The 20,565-nt window shown below is 39.3% G+C and carries 24 protein-coding genes and 1 pseudogene; 18 read left to right on the top strand and 7 right to left on the bottom strand.

What is annotated here, in order from left to right; all coding sequences use genetic code 11:
• The first annotated feature begins 196 nt into the window (after positions 1 to 196).
• Together R4Z09_RS24300 and R4Z09_RS24295 are read left to right on the top strand one after the other, a co-directional pair.
• Complete coding sequence (locus R4Z09_RS24300; RefSeq protein ID WP_338449275.1) at positions 197 to 1,129, top strand: LD-carboxypeptidase; 933 nt, start codon at positions 197 to 199, stop codon at positions 1,127 to 1,129.
• 229 nt (positions 1,130 to 1,358) lie between these two features.
• Positions 1,359 to 1,475, top strand: a pseudogene (locus R4Z09_RS24295) (iron-sulfur cluster assembly accessory protein); the annotation flags it as partial.
• A 125-nt stretch (positions 1,476 to 1,600) separates the two neighbouring features.
• On the opposite strand, the gene R4Z09_RS24290 reads toward R4Z09_RS24295, so the two are convergent.
• Positions 1,601 to 2,596, bottom strand: a complete 996-nt coding sequence (locus tag R4Z09_RS24290; protein ID WP_338449274.1) for an NAD(P)/FAD-dependent oxidoreductase — start codon at positions 2,594 to 2,596, stop codon at positions 1,601 to 1,603.
• A gap of 318 nt (positions 2,597 to 2,914) precedes the next feature.
• Here R4Z09_RS24290 and R4Z09_RS24285 point away from each other — a divergent pair, with 318 nt between their 5' ends.
• The 3 genes from R4Z09_RS24285 to R4Z09_RS24275 all read left to right on the top strand — a co-directional run bounded on the left by R4Z09_RS24285 (position 2,915) and on the right by R4Z09_RS24275 (position 5,399).
• Positions 2,915 to 4,141 (top strand): NAD(P)/FAD-dependent oxidoreductase, encoded by a 1,227-nt coding sequence (locus R4Z09_RS24285; protein ID WP_338449273.1) that lies wholly within the window; start codon positions 2,915 to 2,917, stop codon positions 4,139 to 4,141.
• A 118-nt stretch (positions 4,142 to 4,259) separates the two neighbouring features.
• Positions 4,260 to 4,583 carry a YuiB family protein gene (locus R4Z09_RS24280; protein WP_338449272.1) on the top strand — a complete coding sequence of 108 codons (324 nt, stop codon included), beginning with the start codon at positions 4,260 to 4,262 and terminating at the stop codon, positions 4,581 to 4,583.
• 99 nt (positions 4,584 to 4,682) lie between these two features.
• Positions 4,683 to 5,399, top strand: coding sequence for a 3D domain-containing protein (locus tag R4Z09_RS24275; RefSeq protein ID WP_338449271.1), 717 nt, complete (start codon positions 4,683 to 4,685; stop codon positions 5,397 to 5,399).
• A gap of 69 nt (positions 5,400 to 5,468) precedes the next feature.
• Here R4Z09_RS24275 and R4Z09_RS24270 read toward each other — a convergent pair whose 3' ends face one another.
• Positions 5,469 to 5,948, bottom strand: coding sequence for a divergent PAP2 family protein (locus tag R4Z09_RS24270; protein ID WP_338449270.1), 480 nt, complete (start codon positions 5,946 to 5,948; stop codon positions 5,469 to 5,471).
• A gap of 164 nt (positions 5,949 to 6,112) precedes the next feature.
• Between R4Z09_RS24270 and R4Z09_RS24265 the strand changes: the two genes are divergently transcribed.
• Positions 6,113 to 7,621, top strand: a complete 1,509-nt coding sequence (locus tag R4Z09_RS24265) for a leucyl aminopeptidase (RefSeq protein ID WP_338449269.1) — start codon at positions 6,113 to 6,115, stop codon at positions 7,619 to 7,621.
• A gap of 86 nt (positions 7,622 to 7,707) precedes the next feature.
• Here the strand turns inward: R4Z09_RS24265 and R4Z09_RS24260 are convergent, their stop codons facing one another.
• Entirely contained in the window at positions 7,708 to 7,977 is a 270-nt protein-coding gene (locus tag R4Z09_RS24260) for a DUF1450 domain-containing protein (protein ID WP_338449268.1), read from the bottom strand.
• 213 nt (positions 7,978 to 8,190) lie between these two features.
• Here R4Z09_RS24260 and R4Z09_RS24255 point away from each other — a divergent pair, with 213 nt between their 5' ends.
• The 3 genes from R4Z09_RS24255 (at position 8,191) to kapD (ending at position 9,788) form a co-directional block, all read left to right on the top strand.
• Positions 8,191 to 8,424, top strand: a complete 234-nt coding sequence (locus tag R4Z09_RS24255) for a hypothetical protein (protein ID WP_338449267.1) — start codon at positions 8,191 to 8,193, stop codon at positions 8,422 to 8,424.
• 176 nt (positions 8,425 to 8,600) lie between these two features.
• The gene (locus R4Z09_RS24250; protein ID WP_338449266.1) at positions 8,601 to 8,987 is read left to right on the top strand and encodes a hotdog fold thioesterase; all 387 of its coding nucleotides are present in this window, start codon (positions 8,601 to 8,603) and stop codon (positions 8,985 to 8,987) included.
• Positions 8,988 to 9,167: 180 nt separating this feature from the next.
• Positions 9,168 to 9,788: a 3'-5' exonuclease KapD gene (kapD, locus tag R4Z09_RS24245; protein ID WP_338449265.1), complete on the top strand. Its 621-nt coding sequence runs from the start codon at positions 9,168 to 9,170 to the stop codon at positions 9,786 to 9,788.
• 77 nt (positions 9,789 to 9,865) lie between these two features.
• Here the strand turns inward: kapD and kapB are convergent, their stop codons facing one another.
• Positions 9,866 to 10,264 (bottom strand): sporulation phosphorelay system protein KapB, encoded by a 399-nt coding sequence (gene kapB / locus R4Z09_RS24240; RefSeq protein WP_422392214.1) that lies wholly within the window; start codon positions 10,262 to 10,264, stop codon positions 9,866 to 9,868.
• 163 nt (positions 10,265 to 10,427) lie between these two features.
• Here kapB and R4Z09_RS24235 point away from each other — a divergent pair, with 163 nt between their 5' ends.
• From R4Z09_RS24235 to R4Z09_RS24210, 6 genes are all read left to right on the top strand, one after another.
• Complete coding sequence (locus R4Z09_RS24235) at positions 10,428 to 10,634, top strand: hypothetical protein (protein WP_338449263.1); 207 nt, start codon at positions 10,428 to 10,430, stop codon at positions 10,632 to 10,634.
• An 89-nt stretch (positions 10,635 to 10,723) separates the two neighbouring features.
• Positions 10,724 to 11,236: a superoxide dismutase family protein gene (locus R4Z09_RS24230; protein ID WP_338449262.1), complete on the top strand. Its 513-nt coding sequence runs from the start codon at positions 10,724 to 10,726 to the stop codon at positions 11,234 to 11,236.
• Between the two features lie 205 nt (positions 11,237 to 11,441).
• On the top strand, positions 11,442 to 11,942 hold the full coding sequence (locus R4Z09_RS24225; protein ID WP_338449261.1) for an Lrp/AsnC family transcriptional regulator: 501 nt from the start codon (positions 11,442 to 11,444) through the stop codon (positions 11,940 to 11,942).
• Complete coding sequence (locus R4Z09_RS24220) at positions 11,942 to 13,123, top strand: aminotransferase (RefSeq protein WP_338449260.1); 1,182 nt, start codon at positions 11,942 to 11,944, stop codon at positions 13,121 to 13,123. Before R4Z09_RS24225 ends, R4Z09_RS24220 begins: the two co-directional genes overlap by 1 nt.
• A 252-nt stretch (positions 13,124 to 13,375) precedes the next feature.
• Positions 13,376 to 13,777: a S1 domain-containing post-transcriptional regulator GSP13 gene (gene yugI, locus R4Z09_RS24215; protein ID WP_338449259.1), complete on the top strand. Its 402-nt coding sequence runs from the start codon at positions 13,376 to 13,378 to the stop codon at positions 13,775 to 13,777.
• 89 nt (positions 13,778 to 13,866) lie between these two features.
• Positions 13,867 to 15,072 carry an ornithine--oxo-acid transaminase gene (locus tag R4Z09_RS24210; protein WP_338449258.1) on the top strand — a complete coding sequence of 402 codons (1,206 nt, stop codon included), beginning with the start codon at positions 13,867 to 13,869 and terminating at the stop codon, positions 15,070 to 15,072.
• Positions 15,073 to 15,109: 37 nt separating this feature from the next.
• Here R4Z09_RS24210 and R4Z09_RS24205 read toward each other — a convergent pair whose 3' ends face one another.
• Entirely contained in the window at positions 15,110 to 15,340 is a 231-nt protein-coding gene (locus R4Z09_RS24205; RefSeq protein ID WP_338449257.1) for a DUF378 domain-containing protein, read from the bottom strand.
• A 260-nt stretch (positions 15,341 to 15,600) separates the two neighbouring features.
• Here R4Z09_RS24205 and R4Z09_RS24200 point away from each other — a divergent pair, with 260 nt between their 5' ends.
• Positions 15,601 to 16,950, top strand: coding sequence for a glucose-6-phosphate isomerase (locus tag R4Z09_RS24200; protein WP_338449256.1), 1,350 nt, complete (start codon positions 15,601 to 15,603; stop codon positions 16,948 to 16,950).
• An 81-nt stretch (positions 16,951 to 17,031) separates the two neighbouring features.
• On the opposite strand, the gene R4Z09_RS24195 is transcribed toward R4Z09_RS24200, so the two are convergent.
• Both R4Z09_RS24195 and R4Z09_RS24190 read right to left on the bottom strand, forming a co-directional pair.
• Positions 17,032 to 18,024 carry a potassium channel family protein gene (locus R4Z09_RS24195; protein ID WP_338449255.1) on the bottom strand — a complete coding sequence of 331 codons (993 nt, stop codon included), beginning with the start codon at positions 18,022 to 18,024 and terminating at the stop codon, positions 17,032 to 17,034.
• Between the two features lie 186 nt (positions 18,025 to 18,210).
• Positions 18,211 to 18,549, bottom strand: a complete 339-nt coding sequence (locus R4Z09_RS24190) for a helix-turn-helix domain-containing protein (RefSeq protein ID WP_338449254.1) — start codon at positions 18,547 to 18,549, stop codon at positions 18,211 to 18,213.
• A 139-nt stretch (positions 18,550 to 18,688) separates the two neighbouring features.
• Here R4Z09_RS24190 and R4Z09_RS24185 point away from each other — a divergent pair, with 139 nt between their 5' ends.
• Both R4Z09_RS24185 and ribD read left to right on the top strand, forming a co-directional pair.
• Positions 18,689 to 19,438 (top strand): GTP cyclohydrolase II, encoded by a 750-nt coding sequence (locus R4Z09_RS24185; RefSeq protein ID WP_338449253.1) that lies wholly within the window; start codon positions 18,689 to 18,691, stop codon positions 19,436 to 19,438.
• Between the two features lie 12 nt (positions 19,439 to 19,450).
• Positions 19,451 to 20,554, top strand: coding sequence for a bifunctional diaminohydroxyphosphoribosylaminopyrimidine deaminase/5-amino-6-(5-phosphoribosylamino)uracil reductase RibD (gene ribD / locus R4Z09_RS24180; RefSeq protein WP_338449252.1), 1,104 nt, complete (start codon positions 19,451 to 19,453; stop codon positions 20,552 to 20,554).
• Positions 20,555 to 20,565: the final 11 nt, after the last annotated feature.

The raw sequence follows: 20,565 nt of genomic DNA, 5'->3' as shown, positions 1-20,565 counted from the left end.
ATTCTTTAATATTAAGGTGGTAAATGTATAACGCTTTTCGACCAAATGGTATTTCTTTTCAACTAACGTGGTAGGTCAATTGAATAATGTGTCCTAAAGGCTTCTATTGCTGATTTTAAAACGGTTTTGGAGTTTGTAACCAAAGTCCCCAAAAATACATATGTATAGGAGAAATCAGCCCTTAGGAGGAACGGATATGGCAACACGTCCACCTGTATTACAACGTGGAGATACTGTTGGGATTGTAACTCTAGCTAGTCCTTATCCATCAGAATATATAAACAAAGCTGTAGCTAATCTTAAGAAAAGTGGATTTAATGTTGTTCTTGGAAAACACGTTTATTCACAAAATGGAATTGTGGCAGGAACAGATGAACAAAGGGCATCTGATTTAATGGATATGTTTGTTGATAAAAGAGTTAAAATGATTATGTCTACTCGTGGTGGAACAGGGTCTTTAGGTGTTTTGCCTCATTTGGACTATAACATCATAGCAAGAAACCCAAAGATTGTTTCGGGTTATAGTGACATTTCAATTGTACTAAATGTGTTGAACCAGTTCACTGGTTTAATCACATTCATAGGTTTAATGCTTGAGGATTTTGTTCCAACCACACCTGCATATAACTTTACCTCGTTCTATACTGCTGTTTCTACCTTTCAATCGCCAAGACAAATACTTAATCCGCCGAATATTCCTCTGAGAAGTTTAGTCTCAGGTAACGTTACAGGAAGGATTGTTGGTGGAAATTTGACCTCTATTGTAGATAGCCTAGGAACACCATATGAGATTGATACTAGAGGGAAAATTCTTCTTTTGGAAGAGCAACGTGAACCTTCGACTACCATTTATAGGTATTTAAACCATCTAAAAATCGCAGGAAAATTCCGTGATTGTGTAGGTATTATTATGGGTGAATGTACAGATTGTATTGAGGCATACGGCAAAAGCTGGGACGATGTGATTAACGATTTATTAATACCTTTAGGAAAGCCATTGATAAAAAATTTAACTACATCACATGGAGTGTATAAAGCAACAATTCCTATCGGTGCAAATGTAAACCTTGACTCTAGAAATGGTAAAATTACGGTGCTTGAACCTGCAGTAAGTTGGTCGAGGGCATAATTATATTTCTTACGATGGTACTTTGAATCCGTTCATCTTTGTGAGCGGTTTTTACTTTTGAGGGAATCTTTTTTCATTACTGCAAATCATGGATACTTGTTTGAATGTAATTCTTTGGGTATCATTCAGTTAACGATATTAACAATCGAGTAGGCTTGCAATTAACAAACATGATTGCAATTCATAACCTTCAGAAACAACAATAAACCCTTGATATATCAACATTCTCAAGCAATCTATGATGGGCGGCGGGTTTACAATCGATAATCCGAATGCGATTGCTACCTGCGGCTGCGGTTCATCCTTCCGCACAGCCACACAGGAGGGAACACCGGAAAACTGCTAATAGATTCATTAAAGCGGATAGCGCGGGCTATCCGCTTTTACTTTATACAGTACTTCTGTACTGATGAAGTGTGAGAGCATAAAAAAAGCTGACTCATACAGCCAGCTTACGTTCATTATCCGTTCTTAATTAAATAAATCAGAACTATGTGGAACACGTTTTTTCGCAGTTGGGTCAATGAACATTTTTGCCTGCGAAACAGCTACGGGTGCTTCGCCAAATCCGCTGGCAATCAGTTTCACTTTGCCATCATACCGGCAAATATCGCCGCATGCATAAATCCCGGATATATTGGTTTCCATTTTAGAATTTACGACAATCGAGTTTCTTTCAATTTCCAGGCCCCACTCTTTAATTGGTCCAAGTGAAGAAACAAATCCATAATTAACAATTACTGCATCAACATCAATCGTTACCTGTTCTTCTGTTGTCACATTTTTGATCAATACTTTTGTAATCCCCTGTTCATCGTTTATTAATTCTAATGGTACATAAGGAGTTTTAATATTCACGTTTGAGTTTTCAAGGTTTTCAACGCTGTGCTCATGAGCACGGAACTTATCGCGCCTGTGAACAATGGTTACTTTTTCAGCAATAGGTTCAAGCATTAATGCCCAGTCAACAGCAGAATCCCCGCCGCCAAAAACAATTACTTTTTTACCGGCAAATTGATGTAAATCATCGATAAAGTAGTGAAGGTTTTTGTCTTCAAATTTAGAGGCATTTTCCAATTCAAGTCTGCGCGGTTGAAATGCACCGTTTCCAGCGGTGATAATGACAGCTTTAGAATAGTGGATTTCTTTATTCGTTGATAATTTAAATATCCCATCTTGTTGTTTCTCAATTTTATTCACTGCCTGCTCCAGGATAACGGTTTGTTCAAACTTTGCCATCTGTTCTTTTAAGTTATCAATCAATTCCTGAGCCCGTACTTTTGGAAAACCGGCAATATCATAGATGAATTTTTCCGGATATAATGCAGATAATTGGCCGCCTAATTGCGGCAAAGCTTCAATTAATTTCACCGATGCTTGTCTCATCCCGCCATAGAAAGCCGTAAACAGTCCAACCGGTCCGCCGCCAATCACGGTGATATCATATATGTTCTGATCTTCCTTCACTCGAACAACCCCCAATTATTTACATAATTTAATAAAATCCTTAATGGTTTTCACTATGAAAGGGAAGTGTTAATATGTTTATTTTACTATTTATTTTTACTATTTAGAATAGTTAATTATATTATCAAAATTTAAGCTTTTATCTATTGATAAACGGATAGAAATAGAATATTATAATGTGAAGAGAAGCCGTTAATCCTTTGTGAACATTATTCACATATATGCATATATTAGTGAAAAATATCACAATATTAATCTCCTTTTTATCGCAACAAGGAGGATTTTTTCGACAGGTGAGGAAAAACTTTTCAAAAGGGGATGATCATTTTGCTAAAGCCAAAGATCGTTATTTTGGGGGCCGGTTATGCTGGGTTAATGACACTGACAAGATTACAAAAGGCGATGAATGTGGATGAAGCAGAAATCGTGTTAGTGAACAAACATGATTATCATTATGAAACAACCTGGCTTCATCATGCTGCTGCGGGTACGCTGCATCATGACCGTGTCCGTTTTGATATTAACAATTTGATTGACCGAAATAAAGTAACGTTTATCCAGGGAACTGTCGTTGAAATCGATACAGAAAAGAATAAAGTTCTATTTGAAAATGATGAAATTTCCTATGATTATCTAGTTGTTGCATTGGGCGGAGAATCTGAAACATATGGGATAAAAGGGTTGAAAGAAAATTCATTCGCGATTGTCAGCGTGAACGCAGCGCGAAAAATTCGTAACCATATTGAATACCAATTCGCAACGTATCATACGGAAGGTAAAAAAAATGAAGAAAAATTAACGATCGTTGTCGGCGGCGCTGGTTTTACCGGCATGGAGTTTCTTGGAGAATTGACTGACCGGATACCGAAGCTTTGCCGCGATTATGATATAGAAGAGAATCAAGTGAAAATAATTTGCGTTGAGGCTGCTGCTGCGCCTTTAACCGGCTTTGATAAGGATCTGGTGAAGTATGCAATGGCCTATTTAGAAGGAAGAGGTGTCCAATTCAAACTGAATACAAGAATAAAGGAATGCCAACCGAACACCATTATTGTTCAATCAGGCGAAGAAGAAGAGGTAATTAAAGCGGGAACCATCATTTGGTCAGCAGGTGTACGGGGAAGTTCTGTCATCGAACGATCTGGGTTTGAATCAAAAAGAGGACGTGTAATGGTACAACCTGACTTACGCGCTCCAGGAAAGGATAATGTTTTCATCATTGGGGATTGTTCCATTGTTGTCAATAAAACCGATAACAGCCATTATCCACCGACAGCCCAAATTGCTATGCAGCAGGGGATGTCTTGTGCAAATAACCTAATCAAGCTCATCCGTAAGAAAACAGATTTAGAAGCATTTGTTCCAAATATTAGAGGCAGTGTGTGTTCGTTAGGGGAAAAGGATGCCATTGGAATCGTGTATGGGAAGAAATTAGTAGGATCTAAAGCTCTTTTTATGAAAAAAGTAATTGATAACCGGGCTTTATACATGATGGGCGGTGCCTCGCTCGTATTTAAAAAAGGGAAATTAAATTTATTTAGTTAAAATGGGACAGATAGCATCTGTCCTATTTTTTTGTAAAAACTATATTGTTATAAAATTGACGCTTCTTTGTACATTCAGTAAACTTAAAATGGATGGGGACAGGGAGGAGAAACTAGACATGCAGATGAATATTGTCGTACTGATCATATCTATGCTTTTATTTTTTGTGTTATTTTTTGGCATCGGCTTTATACTCAATATGCTATTAAGAATGTCTTGGATTATGGCCATTATTTATCCGATTATTGCTATTTTTATTGTGGACAAGGTTCGGTTTGTTGAATATTTTACAAACAGTCAACAAGCTTTCTCAGATCTATTCGCACGTATAACCCATTTAGCAGTAGCTGATATATTGATTTTAGCTTGCGGCTGGGGCGGAGCACTTATTGCCGGCGTTACGATTAAAGCGCTCCGTAAAAAGGGATATCAGATGTTCTAACAAAGCCTTCGCTGATGCGGAGGTTTTTTGTATTTTACTATTTATGAATAATTTCATTCCTCATGGGAAAAGAATAGTTTTGGGAGGAATGAAATTAACATGAAAAGTTTAAAGGTGGTAACCACCCGTTTAATGATGATGGTTTTATTTTTAACTGCTCTGTCGACAACGTTCCATTCCATAACCGGAGTGGAAGTAAAATCACTCGTGTCTAGTATTTACGAAAAAGTAAACGAGAATTCAGAACGTTTTTATCTATCTCATCCACTCACGTCACTTGGGGCAGGGTTTCTATCGATTCCAAAAGCGCTAACTACAGTTGCGGAGAAAGAAGTAGCACCAACTAAGGCTGCAGCTGCAACAAAAACTCCGGCATTGGAAGATGCTTTTGATTGGTCGAAATATCCCATAAAGAAAGTGGTTGCAACAGGGTATACGGCGGGATATGAATCTACGGGGAAGGATGCAAATCACCCAGAGTATGGGATTACCTATTCAGGCGTTATGGTGAAAAGAGATTTGTTTTCAACCGTTGCGGCAGATTTAGATGTCTTTCCGATAGGAACCATTTTGTTTATTCCCGGATATGGATATGGGGTTGTAGCCGATAAAGGCGGTGCCATAAAAGGAAACCGCGTCGATCTTTATTATGAAACAGTGGACGATGTCTATAATCATTGGGGTAAGAAAGAAATCGACGTCTACGTTATTGAAATGGGTGATGGATCACTAACAGAAACAGACTTACAGCTGCTCAACGAAGACAAAGCCATGCAGGTATTCCGCCAGCAATATATAAAATCTGAACAAAATTAATAGGTGTCAGGCACCGCAAAAAGACAAAGTACGTGAGATTGTCCATTGTGGTGCCTGACACCTTTCGCATTATAAATGAAATAGAAAGTGCAATCCTAAAGTGAGGAGAACTCCAGTTAAGCCGCCAAAAAATACTTCGATTGGCTCGTGGCCAAGCAATTCCTTTAATTCTTTCCTTTTTTCCTGCTCGGGCTTTTCCTGCCATGTTTTGGCATCTTCCACAAATTTATTAAATTCCGCAACGAGCTGATTCAGAACAGTTGCATGTTTTCCTGCCTGTCTGCGGACCCCGGAAGCATCAAACATTGTAACGATGGCAAATACAGTAGAAACGGCAAAAATCGGCGAATCTAATCCTGATTCGAGGGCTACCCCTGTAGAAAGAGCAGTAACTGCAGCAGAATGTGAGCTCGGCATCCCGCCGGTACTTGTCAGCAGTGACCAATCAAACTTTTTCGTTGCGATAAACTGAATCGGTACCTTAATAAATTGCGCGAAAAAAATCGCTGCCAATGAGGCCCAAAGTGGAAAATTTTCTAACAAACTCATGCATGCAGACCTTCCTTTGTGTGTAAAATGAACAGTGCTTTATTGTATTCTCCATTTTAACAAATATGCTCTGCCATTTACTAGTGACCTTTAAGATTTGGAGTTCGGAAATGATTTGGCCTTAGGTTATAATGATAGTATTGACATAAGGAGGGGTTCAAAAAATGTTTACAGTTCATAAAGAAAAGCCATTTTTAAAAGCACATGAATGCCTGATCATTGGTTTATTTGATCAGCCTTTGAAATTTGCTGGCAGTCTTTCGGTTGTGGATGAAGCTTTCTCCGGTGAGTTGACCGAATTAGTAAAGAGCGGTGATATTAGCGCTCGGGAAGGAAAAATAGCAAAAATACATACATTTGGCAGAATGGCTGCTAAACGGCTTTATTTTGTCGGTTTAGGAAAAGAAAAAGAATGTTCTTTCGAAAAGGTTCGTGAAGCATTTGGTTCCGTGTTTAAAAATATTAAAGAAGACAAGCGTGAGGAAATCGCTGTATATCTAGATTCTTTTCTCCCGGAACAGGTAGATATATTGGATGCTGCCCATGCATTAAGTGAAGCATTTGCTTTATCGACCTATCAATTTGAGGGCTATAAACAAAAATCAAATGAACCTGAGAAGACAATCGAAAGCATTACAGTGTATTCGGAGAGTACCGATGAAGAAGAGGTCAAAGCTGCCCTGATGGTTGGCTATGTTTATGGAAGTGGAACCAACTCGGCGCGGACACTTGTCAATACTCCTGGAAACCTATTAACTGCTGGGGATCTTGCACAGTATGCACAGGAATTAGGCGCTAAATATGATTTTGAAGTTGAAATTTTAGAAAAAGAAGACATGTTAAAGCTTGGCATGGGGGCGTTATTAGCGGTTAATCAAGGGTCAAGCGAGCCTCCAAAAATGATTGTGTTAAAATACCAGGGCAAGGAAGCATGGGAGGATGTCATCGGTTTAGTCGGAAAAGGCATCACCTTTGATACTGGGGGCTACTCGATCAAAACAAAAGCGGGAATAGTCGGTATGAAAACCGATATGGGAGGTGCGGCGGCAGTTCTTGGTGCCATGGAAATCATCGGTGAATTAAAGCCGGAGCAAAACGTCGTAGCAGTGATTCCATCAACGGACAATATGATCAGTGGAAATGCCTTTAAGCCGGATGATGTGATTACATCGATGAGCGGAAAGACGATTGAAGTATTAAATACAGATGCAGAAGGACGGCTAGTACTTGCTGATGCCGTAACCTATGCCAAACACCACGGAGCGGACTATCTCGTTGATGTTGCAACCTTAACGGGAGGAGTCATCACAGCACTTGGTACAGATACTACAGGTGCGATGACGAATAATGAGGCATGGTTTGAACAAGTGCTGGAGGCATCCCATGAAGCAGGTGAACCCATTTGGCGCCTTCCGATTTTTGAAAGCCATAAAAAGCGAGTACGTAACAGCAAAATGGCTGATTTAAACAATTCACCGGGCAGTGAAGGGCATGCGATTATGGGTGGTGCGTTTGTCGGTGAGTTTGCTGAAGATACTCCATGGGTTCATCTGGATATCGCAGGAACAGCAACAAGGAATAAAGCTGACTGTCTAGGGCCGTCTGGTGCAACCGGAGTGATGGTCCGTACATTGGCCTTAATCGTTGAACGATTTGAAAAGTCTGAGCGATAAAAGAAGTGAATAATTAACAAGGTGTCAGGCACAGTAAAAAGACAAATGAATGCATTTTGTCTTTTTACTGTGCCTGACACCTTTGTTTAGTTGCTCAACTCTTTTAACTTACTGATAAGCTCCTTCACATGATCCGCTGTGATGATTTCTCCGTTCACTTTCGCATATGGACTTCCCTTACATAATTCACATTGACTTAAGCAGGTATATTCCTTCACCGTGACTTGGTCCGCGTTGAAAAATGCCTGAAACAGCAGCATCGATTCTTCATCTAAGAACTGGTCTAAATTTCTTTGACACAATTCGATGTTGACCTTTTTCTTTTTTGAAAATATTTTTTGCATTATAGATTTCATTGATAACGGCCCCCGGGGTTTAATGCAATACGATCAATATTACTATAACAGGCTTTAATACAATGAAGTCAAGAAAAATAGTGAGTCTTTGTGACAAATGTACGAAAAGCAGATAGAGGAAAATTTTTGGGATAAGTTGGTCGCTTGCCTATTCCAAACAGTCACTGCTCGCATATGAAATAAAGTAAGCTAGACAAAAAGGAGGTAATCAGAGTGTACGGATACAGAGGCGGCCCTCATCAAGATCAAAGAATATGGTTATTAGCAGCTCCGTTTGTTGGAGGACTAGTAGGCGGTTTTCTAGGAGGAGCAGGAGGCGGCTTTTTTGGAGGTGCGACAGGGTCGGCATTTGGACGACGTCCATATTTTGGATATCCACCATATATGGGCTATCCGCCATATATGGGATACCCGCCATTTCCAGGAGGATATGCGCCATATTATTGAAAAAGCTCATACATTTAAGCATAATAAGAGGCTGATGAATCATGAAAATCAGTCTCTTTTTCCTTTTTATGTGTTAGCTGCAAAAGAAAGACACTTCTTACATAGAAGTTTAACAATATAATGATACATAGTAATATGAATGATAAAGGTCTTTTTTTGGAGAAGGGTGGGATGAGATGAATAATAAAAAAACAATGCTGGATGCTCTTGGCATACAAATAACCAAGCTTGAAAAAGGCAGAGTGACAGCTACAATGCCGGTGGATGACCGAACCCGCCAGCCATTTGGCCTCCTGCATGGAGGGGCAAGTGTTGCCCTTGCTGAAACGGTTGCAAGCGCAGGGGGCTATGAATTAGTGGATAAAGAAAACGAGGTCGTTGTCGGCCTCGAAATAAATGCCAACCATATCAAAGGAAAGAAGGAAGGAATTGTAACAGCTATCGGTGAGGTCATTCATCGAGGTAGAACGACGATGATCTGGGAAGTTAAAATAAAGGATGAACAAGAACAGCTAATCTGTATCTCCCGCTGCACTCTTGCGATTATCAAGATAAGAAAATAATAAGCGAACTGACTTCTAAAAGAGAGGTCAGTTTTTTATTTCACCATATCTTTCTGCCACTATTTGCCAGATTTAATGGATAGACTAGTGAAAAAACGTTGATATATATGATATAATAAGAGAAATATTTGAAAACTAATACTTTGTAACTCTATTATGAGAGATAAAGGTGGTGGAAGGGTGGCAGAAGACCAGCAATATCTGTTTATTGATTTTGAGTTTACGATGCCGGAAAAAGGGAAAAAAACAAAAGGATTTTATCCAGAAATCATTGAAGCAGGAATTGTAGCAGTTATTAACAATCAAATCAAAGAAAAGTTTTCCACCTATGTAACACCTATTCGTTTTCCAATCCTATCGGGTCGTTGTAAATCTTTTCTTCAAATTCAACAGGATCAGGTTGATCATGGAATTAACTTTATTGAGCTTATTAATAAATTTTCTACCCTTACAAAGGGGTACAGAAATACGGTCGTAACTTGGGGAAATATGGATATGAAGGTATTAAGGCATAATTGTGAGCAGGCTGCTGTATCCTTTCCATTTCGGGCAAAGGAAATTGATCTTTCCATGGAATACAAACGATTCTTTGGTGATCAAAATCAAACAGGCCTATGGAAAGCTGTTCAAGAATACGGAAAAGACGGAGTGGGTCATCATCACCGTGCGCTAGACGATGCTTTGACAACCTATCATATTTTTAAACTAGTAGAAAATGATAAACGTTACTTGCATAATCCGGAGCAGACCACGATCGGCGACCGGATTGACTTATCACAGTTGTTTAATAAATTTGCTTAAAAGCCAAATCTTGATAATGATTTGGCTTTTTTAGCTTTCAACTAGTTTCAAGCCCTATGCAAGTGCCATCCGATTTCTTACTTAAAATAATCCTTTTCCAATTGATTGATATTTTTCAGACTTTGCTGGGCCCATTCCGAGGAATCTCTTGTTAATTCTTCCTTCAGCAGCTGCACGGCTGCCTTTAATGAACCCTGGTAATCCGGTACCTCTTCATCAAATGCTTTGACCATCTTTTTTGGTACATTTGTTTGTTCCCGATAGGCAAGTGCACGTCTTTCATGGAAAAACGGAACTGCTGCATCTTTTGGATGATGCAAATCCCCCTGCATCGGATGTTTCACGACAGCTAACACTTTAACTAAATAATGTTCAGGACGAATATCGGTGATTTCACCTATGTATTTGCCTGTTTTGTAAATGGCTGTAACTGTATCTCCTACTTTTAATGAATCCAAGTTTGAAAACCTCCTCATAACTGTTTATATGTGCTTATTATGACGTACATATAAAGAAAAACAAAATAATAAGCAAGGCGCTTGCGCTTTTTGGATAATTAATTAGAAAATTAGAAGGATTTCAAAAAAACTGTTATAATTGTCTAAGGATAGAATGGCTTATCAGAAAGGATCGTAGTAAATGACTTTTTCTTCTGTTCTAGGTTTATTTTTATATTTTCCTGAAGACAAATCGGAGTATATTCCTGCTTTTATTCAACTAGTTATCTTTTCTTTGTTCGCTTATTTTGCGGTCAAATTTTTTATCAAACTATCAAAACGGGAAGAAAAAAAGGCAAAGGAATTAGAGGAACATTTAAAAATGCAATCACAGGAAAAGAACAGTTAGCCTTTCAACTGTTCTTTTTTTAACGCGTTTAAAACGGCTTCGGTTCGTCAAGACTAGATACAAAATGTCTTGACGGAGGATTTATTGACATGAAGAAAAGATGGCTCATGGTTACATTATTATTTCTTGCAGGCTGTATGGAAAAAGAAACAACACAAATGGACGTGGAAATGTATAATGCTTCTGGTGATTCGCTAGGAACAGTCAAGCTTGAGGAACAATCGAGCGGTGTAAAAGTAAATGTCGATTTAAATGGGCTCCCACCAGGAGAACATGCCATTCATATTCACGATAAAGGCTCCTGTAAAGGACCTGATTTCAAATCGGCCGGTGATCATTATAACCCGGAAGACAAGGAGCACGGACTAATGCATCCAAAAGGTGCACATGCCGGGGATTTGCCAAATATTATTGCCCAAGATGATGGAACAGCAAAGGCTGAACTAATGGCCCCAAAAATGACCTTTAAAGAAGGAAGGACATCATTGCTAACGAAGAACGGGCTATCCATTGTTGTTCACAGCGAAAAAGATGACGGAATGTCTCAGCCCGCAGGCAATTCCGGCGACCGAATCGCCTGCGGTGAAATTAAAAAAAGATAAAGAAGCAGCAAAACTGGCTGCTTCTTTATTTGTAAAAAAAATATCGATTCAAACAAAGAAGTTTGGTAATAAATAAAAAAGAATCACGTTCTAATCACGTATCTTATGAATTTTTTATATTTTGGAGAAAATATCTATTTTAGCAGTAAAAACTCGATTAAATTTTGCTATAATGTAACTATTTAAAACATATGGAGGTCTTTCCATGAAGTTAACGCAAAAGGAAATGGAAATAGTTGAGATTCTTGAAAAAGATGCTCGCTTATCAACAGAAGATGTAGCTAAAATGGTGTGCTTAAGTATCGAAGAAACGGAACAAGCAATTAAGAAGCTTGAGGATCATAAAGTGATTGTCAGATATATTTCACTGATTGATTGGGGAAAAGTGGAAGAGCATACAGGTGTCAAAGCAATGATTGATGTAAAGGTTACACCAAAAAGAGGTGTCGGCTTTGATGAAATTGCAGAAAGAATCTACCGCTTTAAAGAAGTAACCTCTGTTTATTTAATGTCAGGGGCATATGATTTATCCGTTATTATTGAAGGGAAATCAATGAACGAAGTGGCTAGCTTTGTATCACAGAAACTTTCGACCCTTGATTCTGTTTTATCCACAACGACTCATTTTATATTAAAGAAATACAAGCATGATGGTATTATTTTTGAGCCGGATAACAAAGACAAACGAATTGTGGTGTCACCATAATGGAATTAGCTAAAAACTCTCATCTATCTAAAATTGCAAAAGAGCTTAAACCATCAGGAATACGAAAGTTTTTTGATCTTGCAGCCGGAATGGAAGGAGTTATTTCGCTGGGAGTAGGAGAGCCTGATTTTGTCACTTCCTGGTCCGTAAGAGAAGCAGCGATTCTTTCGCTTGAACAGGGAAATACTTCCTATACTGCAAATGCTGGTTTGCCGGAATTACGGAACGAGATCTCTTTATATATGCAACGACAGTTTCAGGTTGAGTATTCTCCGGAAACTGAAATAATTGTAACGGTTGGTGCCAGTCAAGCGATCGATATAGCCATGCGTGCCATTCTTGACCCGGGTGACGAAGTCATCGTGATTGAACCTTGCTTCGTTTCCTATATTCCCATGGTTCAATTGGCCGGGGGAGTTCCTGTTCAAGTTCAAACATTAAAAGAAAATGACTTTAAAATTCTGCCTAGCCAAATTGAAGAAGTGATAACAGAGAAGACGAAAGCCATTATGCTTTGTTCACCGAATAATCCAACAGGCTCAATGCTGAATAAGAAGGAATTGGAAGAGCTAGCTGCGATGGTTGAGAAGCATGATTTACTAGTCATTGCCGATGAAATCTATGCAGAGCTTGTCTATGATGAAGAATATACAAGCTTGCCTGCGATACCGGGAATGAGAGACCGAACGATTTTAATTTCCGGATTTTCGAAAGGTTTTGCGATGACCGGATGGAGACTTGGTTTTGTTTGTGCACCTTCTGAGATAACAGGTGCCATGCTGAAGATTCACCAATATGCCATTATGTGTGCACCAACAATGGCTCAGTATGCAGCTCTTGAAGCTCTAAGAAATGGACGTTCAGACGTAGATGATATGGTGAAAAGCTACCGCCGCCGCCGGAATTTTATTGTTCAGTCCTTTAATGAAATCGGTCTGACTTGTCATATGCCTGGCGGAGCCTTTTACGCGTTTCCTTCAATTGAATCGACAGGATTAAGCTCACAGGAATTTGCCGAGCAGCTATTACTGCAGGAAAGTGTGGCCGTTGTACCTGGAGATGTTTTTGGAGAAAGCGGGAACGGACATATCCGTTGTTCCTATGCCACTTCATTAGAGCAAATCCAAGAAGCCGTCAAACGGATGAAACACTTTATTGACAACCTGCCGTCGAAAAAATAAATAAAAAAAGGACAGCCATAAAGGTTGTCCACTTCAAAAAGGGGGGAATACTAGAAAGTCTTACACTATAAGTCTTTCCAGTTTCTCCTTTTTTATTCTTTCTTGCTTCATTTTTTCCATTAATTTTTTGATTAGATGAGTAAAATTCATTGGTTTAACCAAATACTATTTTTGATAATATTTAATAGTTATGCTATAATTTTATATTGCGTATAAACAGAAACTAAAATTTTTATAAATAGGAGTGTTTTCATGTCAGAAAAGATCGAAGTAGGAAGTATATTAACGGGTAAAGTAACAGGAATTCAAGCGTACGGGGCATTTGTTGCATTAGATGAAAAAAATCAAGGTCTTGTTCACATTTCAGAAATTACGCACGGATTTGTGAAGGATATTCATGATCATCTTAAAGTTGGCGATGAAGTAACTGTAAAAGTATTGTCTGTTGATGAAGAAGCTGGAAAAATTGGTTTATCCATTCGTGCAACAGAACAAGCACCTGCACAAGAGACAGAAGCAAAAGCGAAAAAACCTCGCAAGCGTCAGGCTGCTGCACCAATCACAACAGAAACAGAACAAGGCTTCAATACGCTAAAAGACAAGCTTCAAGAGTGGATTGAACAGTCAAAGGCTGAAAATCTAATTAATAAGTAATCATGTACATCAGGAAGCATAGGACATTCATATAATGTTCTATGCTTCTTTTTTTGCATTCAGTAGAAGCTCTCTAGAAACAGGGGGGGATGTTGGTGAATAAATCAAATGAAATCATTGCGCAGACCAATAAATTGGGGGCGCATAATTATCTTCCACTGCCGGTTGTTGTGGCAAAAGCTGAGGGAGTATGGGTAGAGGACCCAGAAGGTAATCGGTACATGGACATGTTAAGTGCCTATTCTGCTGTAAATCAGGGACACCGCCATCCCAAAATTATTGCCGCTCTTAAAAAGCAGGCAGACAGGGTAACATTAACTTCGCGCGCATTTCATCATGATCAGCTTGGCCCTTGGTATCAGGAAATATGCAGGCTGACGAACAAAGAAATGGTATTGCCAATGAATACTGGAGCCGAAGCAGTTGAGACAGCTTTTAAAGCTGCGAGAAGATGGGCATATCATATAAAAAATGTTCCGGAAGATCAAGCTGAAATCATTGCCTGTATTGGTAATTTTCATGGCCGGACCATGACAGCAGTCTCATTATCCTCAGAACAGGAATATAAGTCTGGATTTGGACCGATGCTGCCTGGCATCAAACTTGTCCCTTATGGTGACCAAGATGCATTAAAGAAAGCAATTACCCCGTATACAGCGGCCTTTTTGATTGAGCCGATCCAAGGCGAGGCAGGCATTGTGATTCCACCTGCAGGATTTTTACAGCAGGCATATGAGCTGTGTAAGCAAAACAATTTACTATTTATGGCTGATGAGATTCAAACGGGTTTAGGAAGGACAGGTAAAATGTTTGCTTGTGATTGGGAGAATGTTGAGCCTGACGTCTATATACTTGGTAAGGCCCTTGGCGGCGGGGTATTTCCTATATCTTGTGTTGCTGCCAATAAGGATATCTTAGGTGTGTTTAATCCAGGTTCTCACGGCTCTACCTTTGGCGGGAATCCCCTTGCGTGTGCGGTTTCCATTGCATCAATTGAGGTCCTTGTTGAAGAAAGACTCGACGAGCGTTCACTTGAACTGGGAAACTATTTTTTGCATGAATTAAAGAAAATTTCTAATGAAAAAATCAAAGAAATTCGTGGACGCGGATTATTTATTGGGCTGGAGCTGACAGTGGCTGCACGACCATATTGTGAAGCGTTAAAAGAGGAAGGGTTATTATGTAAAGAAACCCATGAAAAGGTCATCCGCTTTGCACCGCCGCTTATAATTACAAAGGAACAGATTGATTGGGCATTAGAAAAAATAAATCAAGTGTTTCAGCAAAAAAGGTAGTGCCTATACACTACCTTTTTGCTGGGACGTTTAATAATTATCTTGTTGGGCGTGCTTCAGGTGCTCTTTCAACCTCAGAACTTGGCTTAAATAATAAGCCTAAATTGATCAGGCCGGCAATTCCAACAAGACAGTAGATGATCCTTGAAAAGGTTGTTCCGTCCCCAAAAAGGGATTCGACAAGGTTAAAACCAAAGAATCCGATTAATCCCCAATTGATTGCTCCAATAATCGTAAGTAATAATGCAATCCGTTGAATAGCGCTCAAAAGGAACCGCCTCCGTATTGAAATGTGTACTACACTATTAGGTTGTTTATGTTTAAGGGAATTATACATGATTTCATTAAATATAAGATATTTCTCCATTCCTTGTTTGGCTTTAAGGTTGTTTTTTAACGTGGTTGGTAAAGTTTATTAACCTGTGAAAAAAAATGTCATAATTGGGCACGCTTACAAATAGCAGAGTTCCTTGATTATCTGATCAGCTTTCGGTAAAGTGTAAATGATTAAAATATTGGGAGGCCACTATGACACATATTCAATTTGATTATTCAAAAGCTCTTTCTTTCTTTGCTGAGCATGAAATTACATACTTACAGGACGCAGTTAAGGTTGCCCATCATTCATTGCATGAAAAAACAGGAGCAGGAAGTGATTATACCGGCTGGATTGATCTGCCTGTTGACTATGATAAAGACGAGTTTTCTCGTATCCAAAAAGCAGCTGAAAAAATTAGAAACGATTCTGATGTTTTATTAGTTATTGGAATCGGCGGATCTTATTTAGGTGCGCGCGCTGCCATTGAGGCATTGCATCACAGTTTCTACAATGCATTGCCAAAAGAAAAACGCAAAACACCGCAGGTTATTTTTATTGGGAACAATATTAGTTCTTCTTATATGAAGGACGTCATGGATCTATTAGAAGGTAAAGATTTCTCATTGAATGTGATTTCAAAGTCAGGTACAACGACAGAGCCGGCAATTGCGTTAAGGATATTCCGCAAGCTGCTGGAAGAAAAGTACGGTAAAGAAGAAGCCGCAAAGCGGATTTATGCAACAACAGATAAAGCGAAAGGTGCGCTGAAAACAGTTTCAGATGAGGAGGGCTTCGAAACCTTTGTTATTCCAGATGATGTCGGCGGACGTTATTCTGTATTAACTGCAGTAGGGCTTTTACCGATTGCTGTAAGCGGTTCTGATATAGAAGCGATGATGAAGGGAGCTGCGGCAGCAAGGGAAGATTTCGGCAGCTCAGAGCTTCATGAAAATGCCGCTTATCAGTATGCTGCAATTAGAAATATCCTTTATAACAAAGGAAAAACAATTGAAATGCTTATTAACTATGAGCCGGGCTTAATGTATTTTAATGAATGGTGGAAGCAGTTGTTCGGTGAAAGTGAAGGAAAGGATCAGAAGGGAGTTTACCCGTCTTCGGCAAACTTCTCAACGGATCTTCATTCATTAGGCCAGTATGTACAGGAAGGCCGCCGCGATATCTTCGAAACGGTAATCAAGGTAGAAAAACCAAGACATGAATTGACGATTGAGGCAGCGGATAATGATTTAGACGGCCTTAATTATTTGGCAGGTAAAACTGTTGATTTTGTAAACAATAAAGCGTTTGAAGGAACACTTCTTGCCCATACAGACGGCGGTGTTCCAAATCTGGTTGTTTCTATCCCAGAGCTTGACGAATACACCTTCGGCTATCTTGTTTATTTCTTTGAAAAGGCATGTGCCATGAGCGGTTATTTATTAGGTGTCAATCCATTTGACCAACCAGGTGTTGAGGCCTATAAAGTAAATATGTTCGCCCTTTTAGGAAAACCAGGTTACGAAGAGAAAAAAGCAGAACTGGAAAAACGCCTAAAATAATAAGATATCAAAAAAGGTGTCTGGCACCACATAAAGACAAAATGATCTCATTTGTCCATTTGTGGTGCCTGACACCTTTTTCTATTTAATGATAATCAGCTGGTCATGTTTTTCAATTAAAAACGGGTGAGGAGGATTTAGAATGGTTGCTCCCCCTCTTTTTATCCCGAGGAGAAGTCTTCCTTCCTGTATTAAGCGAAGGCTTAAAGTCATATAGTCCGTTTCTATTTCTCCATAATCGGCTTCTGTAAAAACAAGTTTCTTTTCTGTTAATTGATATAATAAATCCAAAAAAGACGTAATGATGTCCTGTGAGGTAATGCTTTGGAGCATAATGAAGCTGGTTAGCAGATTTGTTTGGATGATTTCATCTGCTCCTGCTCTATTCGCATTTGCAATCTGTTCGTTCGTCAGGATTTCAACAATCGTTTCTATATGTGGACTAAGGCCTTTAACAGCTAAAAGGGTTAAAATCGTATGCATATCTGCCTGTAGTTCATCTTTTGCAGGATCAGCGGTGATAATAACCTTTTTTGCCATCGAAATATTGGCTTTATGTAATACTTGATCCTGATTCGGGCGTCCTTGTACGAAATAAACATTCCTAAATGAAGAAACAGGATGCTCTTTCAGCGTTTCATCGATTAACGCGATGGTCACCGGGTTTTTTTTATTGATTAATGAATGAATAATCTCCCGCGTGCGTTCGTTCCATCCAATAATGATATAATGATCACTTCCTTTAAACGCTGCTTTCCCTTCTAAATGGTCATTTTGTCTAGATGCAGCAGTAGTCGCTAAGGAAATAAAGAAGGAGGATAGAAAACCTGCACTTGTAATAATCAGTAGAATTCCAGCAGCCTTTCCAATATATGTACGAGGTACATAATCTCCAAACCCAACTGTTGAGGCTGTGATCACAGCCCACCAAATGCCGTCAAAAACAGTTGGGAAGTTTTCAGGCTCAAGAAAGTGAACAAAAGTTCCAAAAACGGTAATAAGTCCAGTGGCAATGATAAAGGTACGGAGTAAAAACGGTAAGCGGACGAATCTTAAAAATAATTGATGCGGCAAATCTTTTCACCTCGGGTAGCAAGAATCATTTTTCCATTATTGACGAAAAAAGGAGCTTTCATAATCCGGATGTAAGGAAAAAACGGTTGTGTAGGAGATACAAGCCAATGAAAAATTCTAATTTCTTGCTAATTCCAATCATTGGTGGTCTAATCAAAATATGGGAAAAGAAAAAAGAGGATGATTTTACATCTCATCCTCTTTTGTATTTTCGTTTGTTCGTACCCATTCCTGTGCCCATAGGTTGATTTCTTTAAAAGCATTTTGGAGAGCAAAGCCTTTTTCAGTTAACGAATATTCAACTCGTACCGGTACTTCAGGGAAGACCTCTCTTGTTACAATCCCTTCATTTTCTAATTCTTTAAGCCTTTCCGATAGGAGCCGGCCGCTGATGGGCATGGAGGAGTTAATCGTACAAAAACGCTGTGAACCCGACATGAGTTGGTTAATAATCAAGGCATTCCAGCGCTTGCTAAGGATTTCGACGGCCTTTTGAAATTTAGGACAAAGTGTGTTTTCCTCCATTCGCAACCTCCTTATTTAAAAACATTATTACTATAATAATAGTGATTAAATTACTTGACGTCAACTATTTACGAATTTATACTTACTTACATATAGTAAGTAATACGTAGATAGTGTATTCTTTCCCGAGAGGATGATCATGATGATTTCAGATAAAGTTAGAGATATACTTATAGATAGAATGAAAATTTTAAAACAAGAAAATAAACCAGATCTCTGTTTAGTAGGACCTGTTAAGCTGCCTGTTCAATTAGACGGTGAGATCGTAACATTTCAATGGTATACCTGGCTGGCTCTTGAAGGGCTGCCATCCGAAAAGGAAAAATTGCTTGAATCGTTACGATCAGCAGATTTAGCCTCTTCTCAGCAGTCATCAGTTTTAGTATATGGTGATTTCGAACAGTCAGAAGACGCCTATATTCGCATGCATAGCATTTGTCATACCGGCGATATTTTTGGCAGCCAGCGCTGCGATTGCGGTTATCAGCTGCGTCAATCGATGAAGATGATTGTCAAGAAAGGAACCGGAGCATTATTTTACTTAGCCAATCATGAAGGACGCGGAATTGGTTTATTTACTAAATCACTCGCTTATATCCTTCAGCAGGAAGGGTATGATACTGTTGAGGCCAATAATGCCCTTGGTTTTCCGGATGATATTCGTTCTTATGAGGAAGCGATTCGTGTGATTAAAGGATTAAGAAAAAATCCAGTCACACTGATTACAAATAATCCGAAAAAAATTGCGGCTTTAAAGGCATCGGGCCTGACCATTAGTGATCATATCCCGCTTTGGGGCGGAGAGTCTGACTATAACAGCTTTTATTTGGCTACGAAAGTAGAGAAATCAGGACATATTCTTAACAGTGAATTGAGCATAACCAATTAAGGAGAGTTTATCATGAAGAATGATCAATATTTTATGAAGCTTGCGCTTGATTTAGCCTCTACTGCAAAAGGAAAAACAAATCCCAATCCTCTTGTTGGTGCAATCATTGTCAAGGATGGCATGATTGTAGGCTCCGGGCTGCACCGGAAAGCCGGCGAACCGCACGCAGAAGTACATGCTTTTCACATGGCTGGCGATCATGCAAAAGGGGCAACTCTTTATGTCACACTGGAACCATGCTCCCATTTTGGAAAAACGCCGCCTTGTGCGAATTTAGTGAAGGAATCAGGGGTTTCCCGCGTTGTGATTGCCATGAAGGATCCGAATCCGCTTGTAGCAGGCCGTGGCATCAAAATCCTGGAGGATGCAGGAATTGAAGTGGTGGTCGGTATTCTCGAGCAGGAAGCTAGAAGATTGAATGAACGTTTTATTCATAACATGCTGAAGCAGATGCCGTTTGTCATTTCAAAAGTGGCCATGACCCTTGATGGGAAGATTGCTGCCTCTAATGGACATTCAAAATGGGTGACAGGTGAAGCGGCAAGACAAAAGGTTCATTATTTGAGGAATGAAGTCGATGCCATCCTTGTCGGAATTGGAACCATTCTTGCGGATGACCCGATGTTAACGACAAGAATTCCAGAGGGCGGTAAAAATCCAGTCCGAATTATTATTGACTCTGGATTACGTACACCGCTAGATGCTAAAATAACCGATTGTTCAGAGGCGGAAACGTGGATTTTTACACATGAAGGTGTAGATGAAGAAAAAGAAGCGGCCCTATTAGGTAAAGGTGTGCAAGTATACTCTGCTCCACAAGGAGAAGGACTTGATTTAACCTTTATATTAAAGCAATTATTTGAATTAGGAATTACAGATGTGTTAGTTGAAGGCGGAGGAGAAGTGAATAATGCCTTCTTACGGGAGGGGCTCATCAATAAGTTTCAAGTATATATTGCACCAAAGGTATTGGGCGGACGTCATTCATTGACTCCTTTTACAGGCAAGGATGTCGAGTCGATGGATGAAGCGGTAGAGCTTGAATTTGATTCTGTTGAGCATATTGGTGATGATTTGCTTATCACGGCTTACCCTAAACAACAAGTTGAAGCATAAGACAAAAGTAA

The organism is Niallia oryzisoli, from assembly GCF_036670025.1.
GTDB classification, from domain to species: domain Bacteria; phylum Bacillota; class Bacilli; order Bacillales; family Cytobacillaceae; genus Bacillus_BD; species Bacillus_BD oryzisoli.
The sequence above is the reverse complement of the archived record's forward strand: the minus strand, read 5'-3'. Positions and strand labels throughout refer to the sequence as shown.

What these genes read in the sequence shown, in the direction of transcription:
- R4Z09_RS24200 (WP_338449256.1), top strand. Translation starts at nt 15,601, where the DNA reads ATGACACATATTCAATTTGATTATTCAAAAGCTCTTTCTTTCTTTGCT.
- R4Z09_RS24235 (WP_338449263.1), top strand. Translation starts at nt 10,428, where the DNA reads ATGACTTTTTCTTCTGTTCTAGGTTTATTTTTATATTTTCCTGAAGAC.
- yugI (WP_338449259.1), top strand. Translation starts at nt 13,376, where the DNA reads ATGTCAGAAAAGATCGAAGTAGGAAGTATATTAACGGGTAAAGTAACA.
- R4Z09_RS24270 (WP_338449270.1), bottom strand. Translation starts at nt 5,948, where the DNA reads ATGAGTTTGTTAGAAAATTTTCCACTTTGGGCCTCATTGGCAGCGATT.
- R4Z09_RS24210 (WP_338449258.1), top strand. Translation starts at nt 13,867, where the DNA reads ATGTTGGTGAATAAATCAAATGAAATCATTGCGCAGACCAATAAATTG.
- R4Z09_RS24190 (WP_338449254.1), bottom strand. Translation starts at nt 18,549, where the DNA reads ATGGAGGAAAACACACTTTGTCCTAAATTTCAAAAGGCCGTCGAAATC.
- R4Z09_RS24260 (WP_338449268.1), bottom strand. Translation starts at nt 7,977, where the DNA reads ATGAAATCTATAATGCAAAAAATATTTTCAAAAAAGAAAAAGGTCAAC.
- R4Z09_RS24285 (WP_338449273.1), top strand. Translation starts at nt 2,915, where the DNA reads ATGATCATTTTGCTAAAGCCAAAGATCGTTATTTTGGGGGCCGGTTAT.
- ribD (WP_338449252.1), top strand. Translation starts at nt 19,451, where the DNA reads ATGAAGAATGATCAATATTTTATGAAGCTTGCGCTTGATTTAGCCTCT.
- R4Z09_RS24230 (WP_338449262.1), top strand. Translation starts at nt 10,724, where the DNA reads ATGAAGAAAAGATGGCTCATGGTTACATTATTATTTCTTGCAGGCTGT.
- R4Z09_RS24185 (WP_338449253.1), top strand. Translation starts at nt 18,689, where the DNA reads ATGATGATTTCAGATAAAGTTAGAGATATACTTATAGATAGAATGAAA.
- R4Z09_RS24275 (WP_338449271.1), top strand. Translation starts at nt 4,683, where the DNA reads ATGAAAAGTTTAAAGGTGGTAACCACCCGTTTAATGATGATGGTTTTA.
- R4Z09_RS24280 (WP_338449272.1), top strand. Translation starts at nt 4,260, where the DNA reads ATGCAGATGAATATTGTCGTACTGATCATATCTATGCTTTTATTTTTT.
- R4Z09_RS24300 (WP_338449275.1), top strand. Translation starts at nt 197, where the DNA reads ATGGCAACACGTCCACCTGTATTACAACGTGGAGATACTGTTGGGATT.
- R4Z09_RS24265 (WP_338449269.1), top strand. Translation starts at nt 6,113, where the DNA reads ATGTTTACAGTTCATAAAGAAAAGCCATTTTTAAAAGCACATGAATGC.
- R4Z09_RS24220 (WP_338449260.1), top strand. Translation starts at nt 11,942, where the DNA reads ATGGAATTAGCTAAAAACTCTCATCTATCTAAAATTGCAAAAGAGCTT.
- kapB (WP_422392214.1), bottom strand. Translation starts at nt 10,264, where the DNA reads ATGAGGAGGTTTTCAAACTTGGATTCATTAAAAGTAGGAGATACAGTT.
- R4Z09_RS24250 (WP_338449266.1), top strand. Translation starts at nt 8,601, where the DNA reads ATGAATAATAAAAAAACAATGCTGGATGCTCTTGGCATACAAATAACC.
- R4Z09_RS24225 (WP_338449261.1), top strand. Translation starts at nt 11,442, where the DNA reads ATGAAGTTAACGCAAAAGGAAATGGAAATAGTTGAGATTCTTGAAAAA.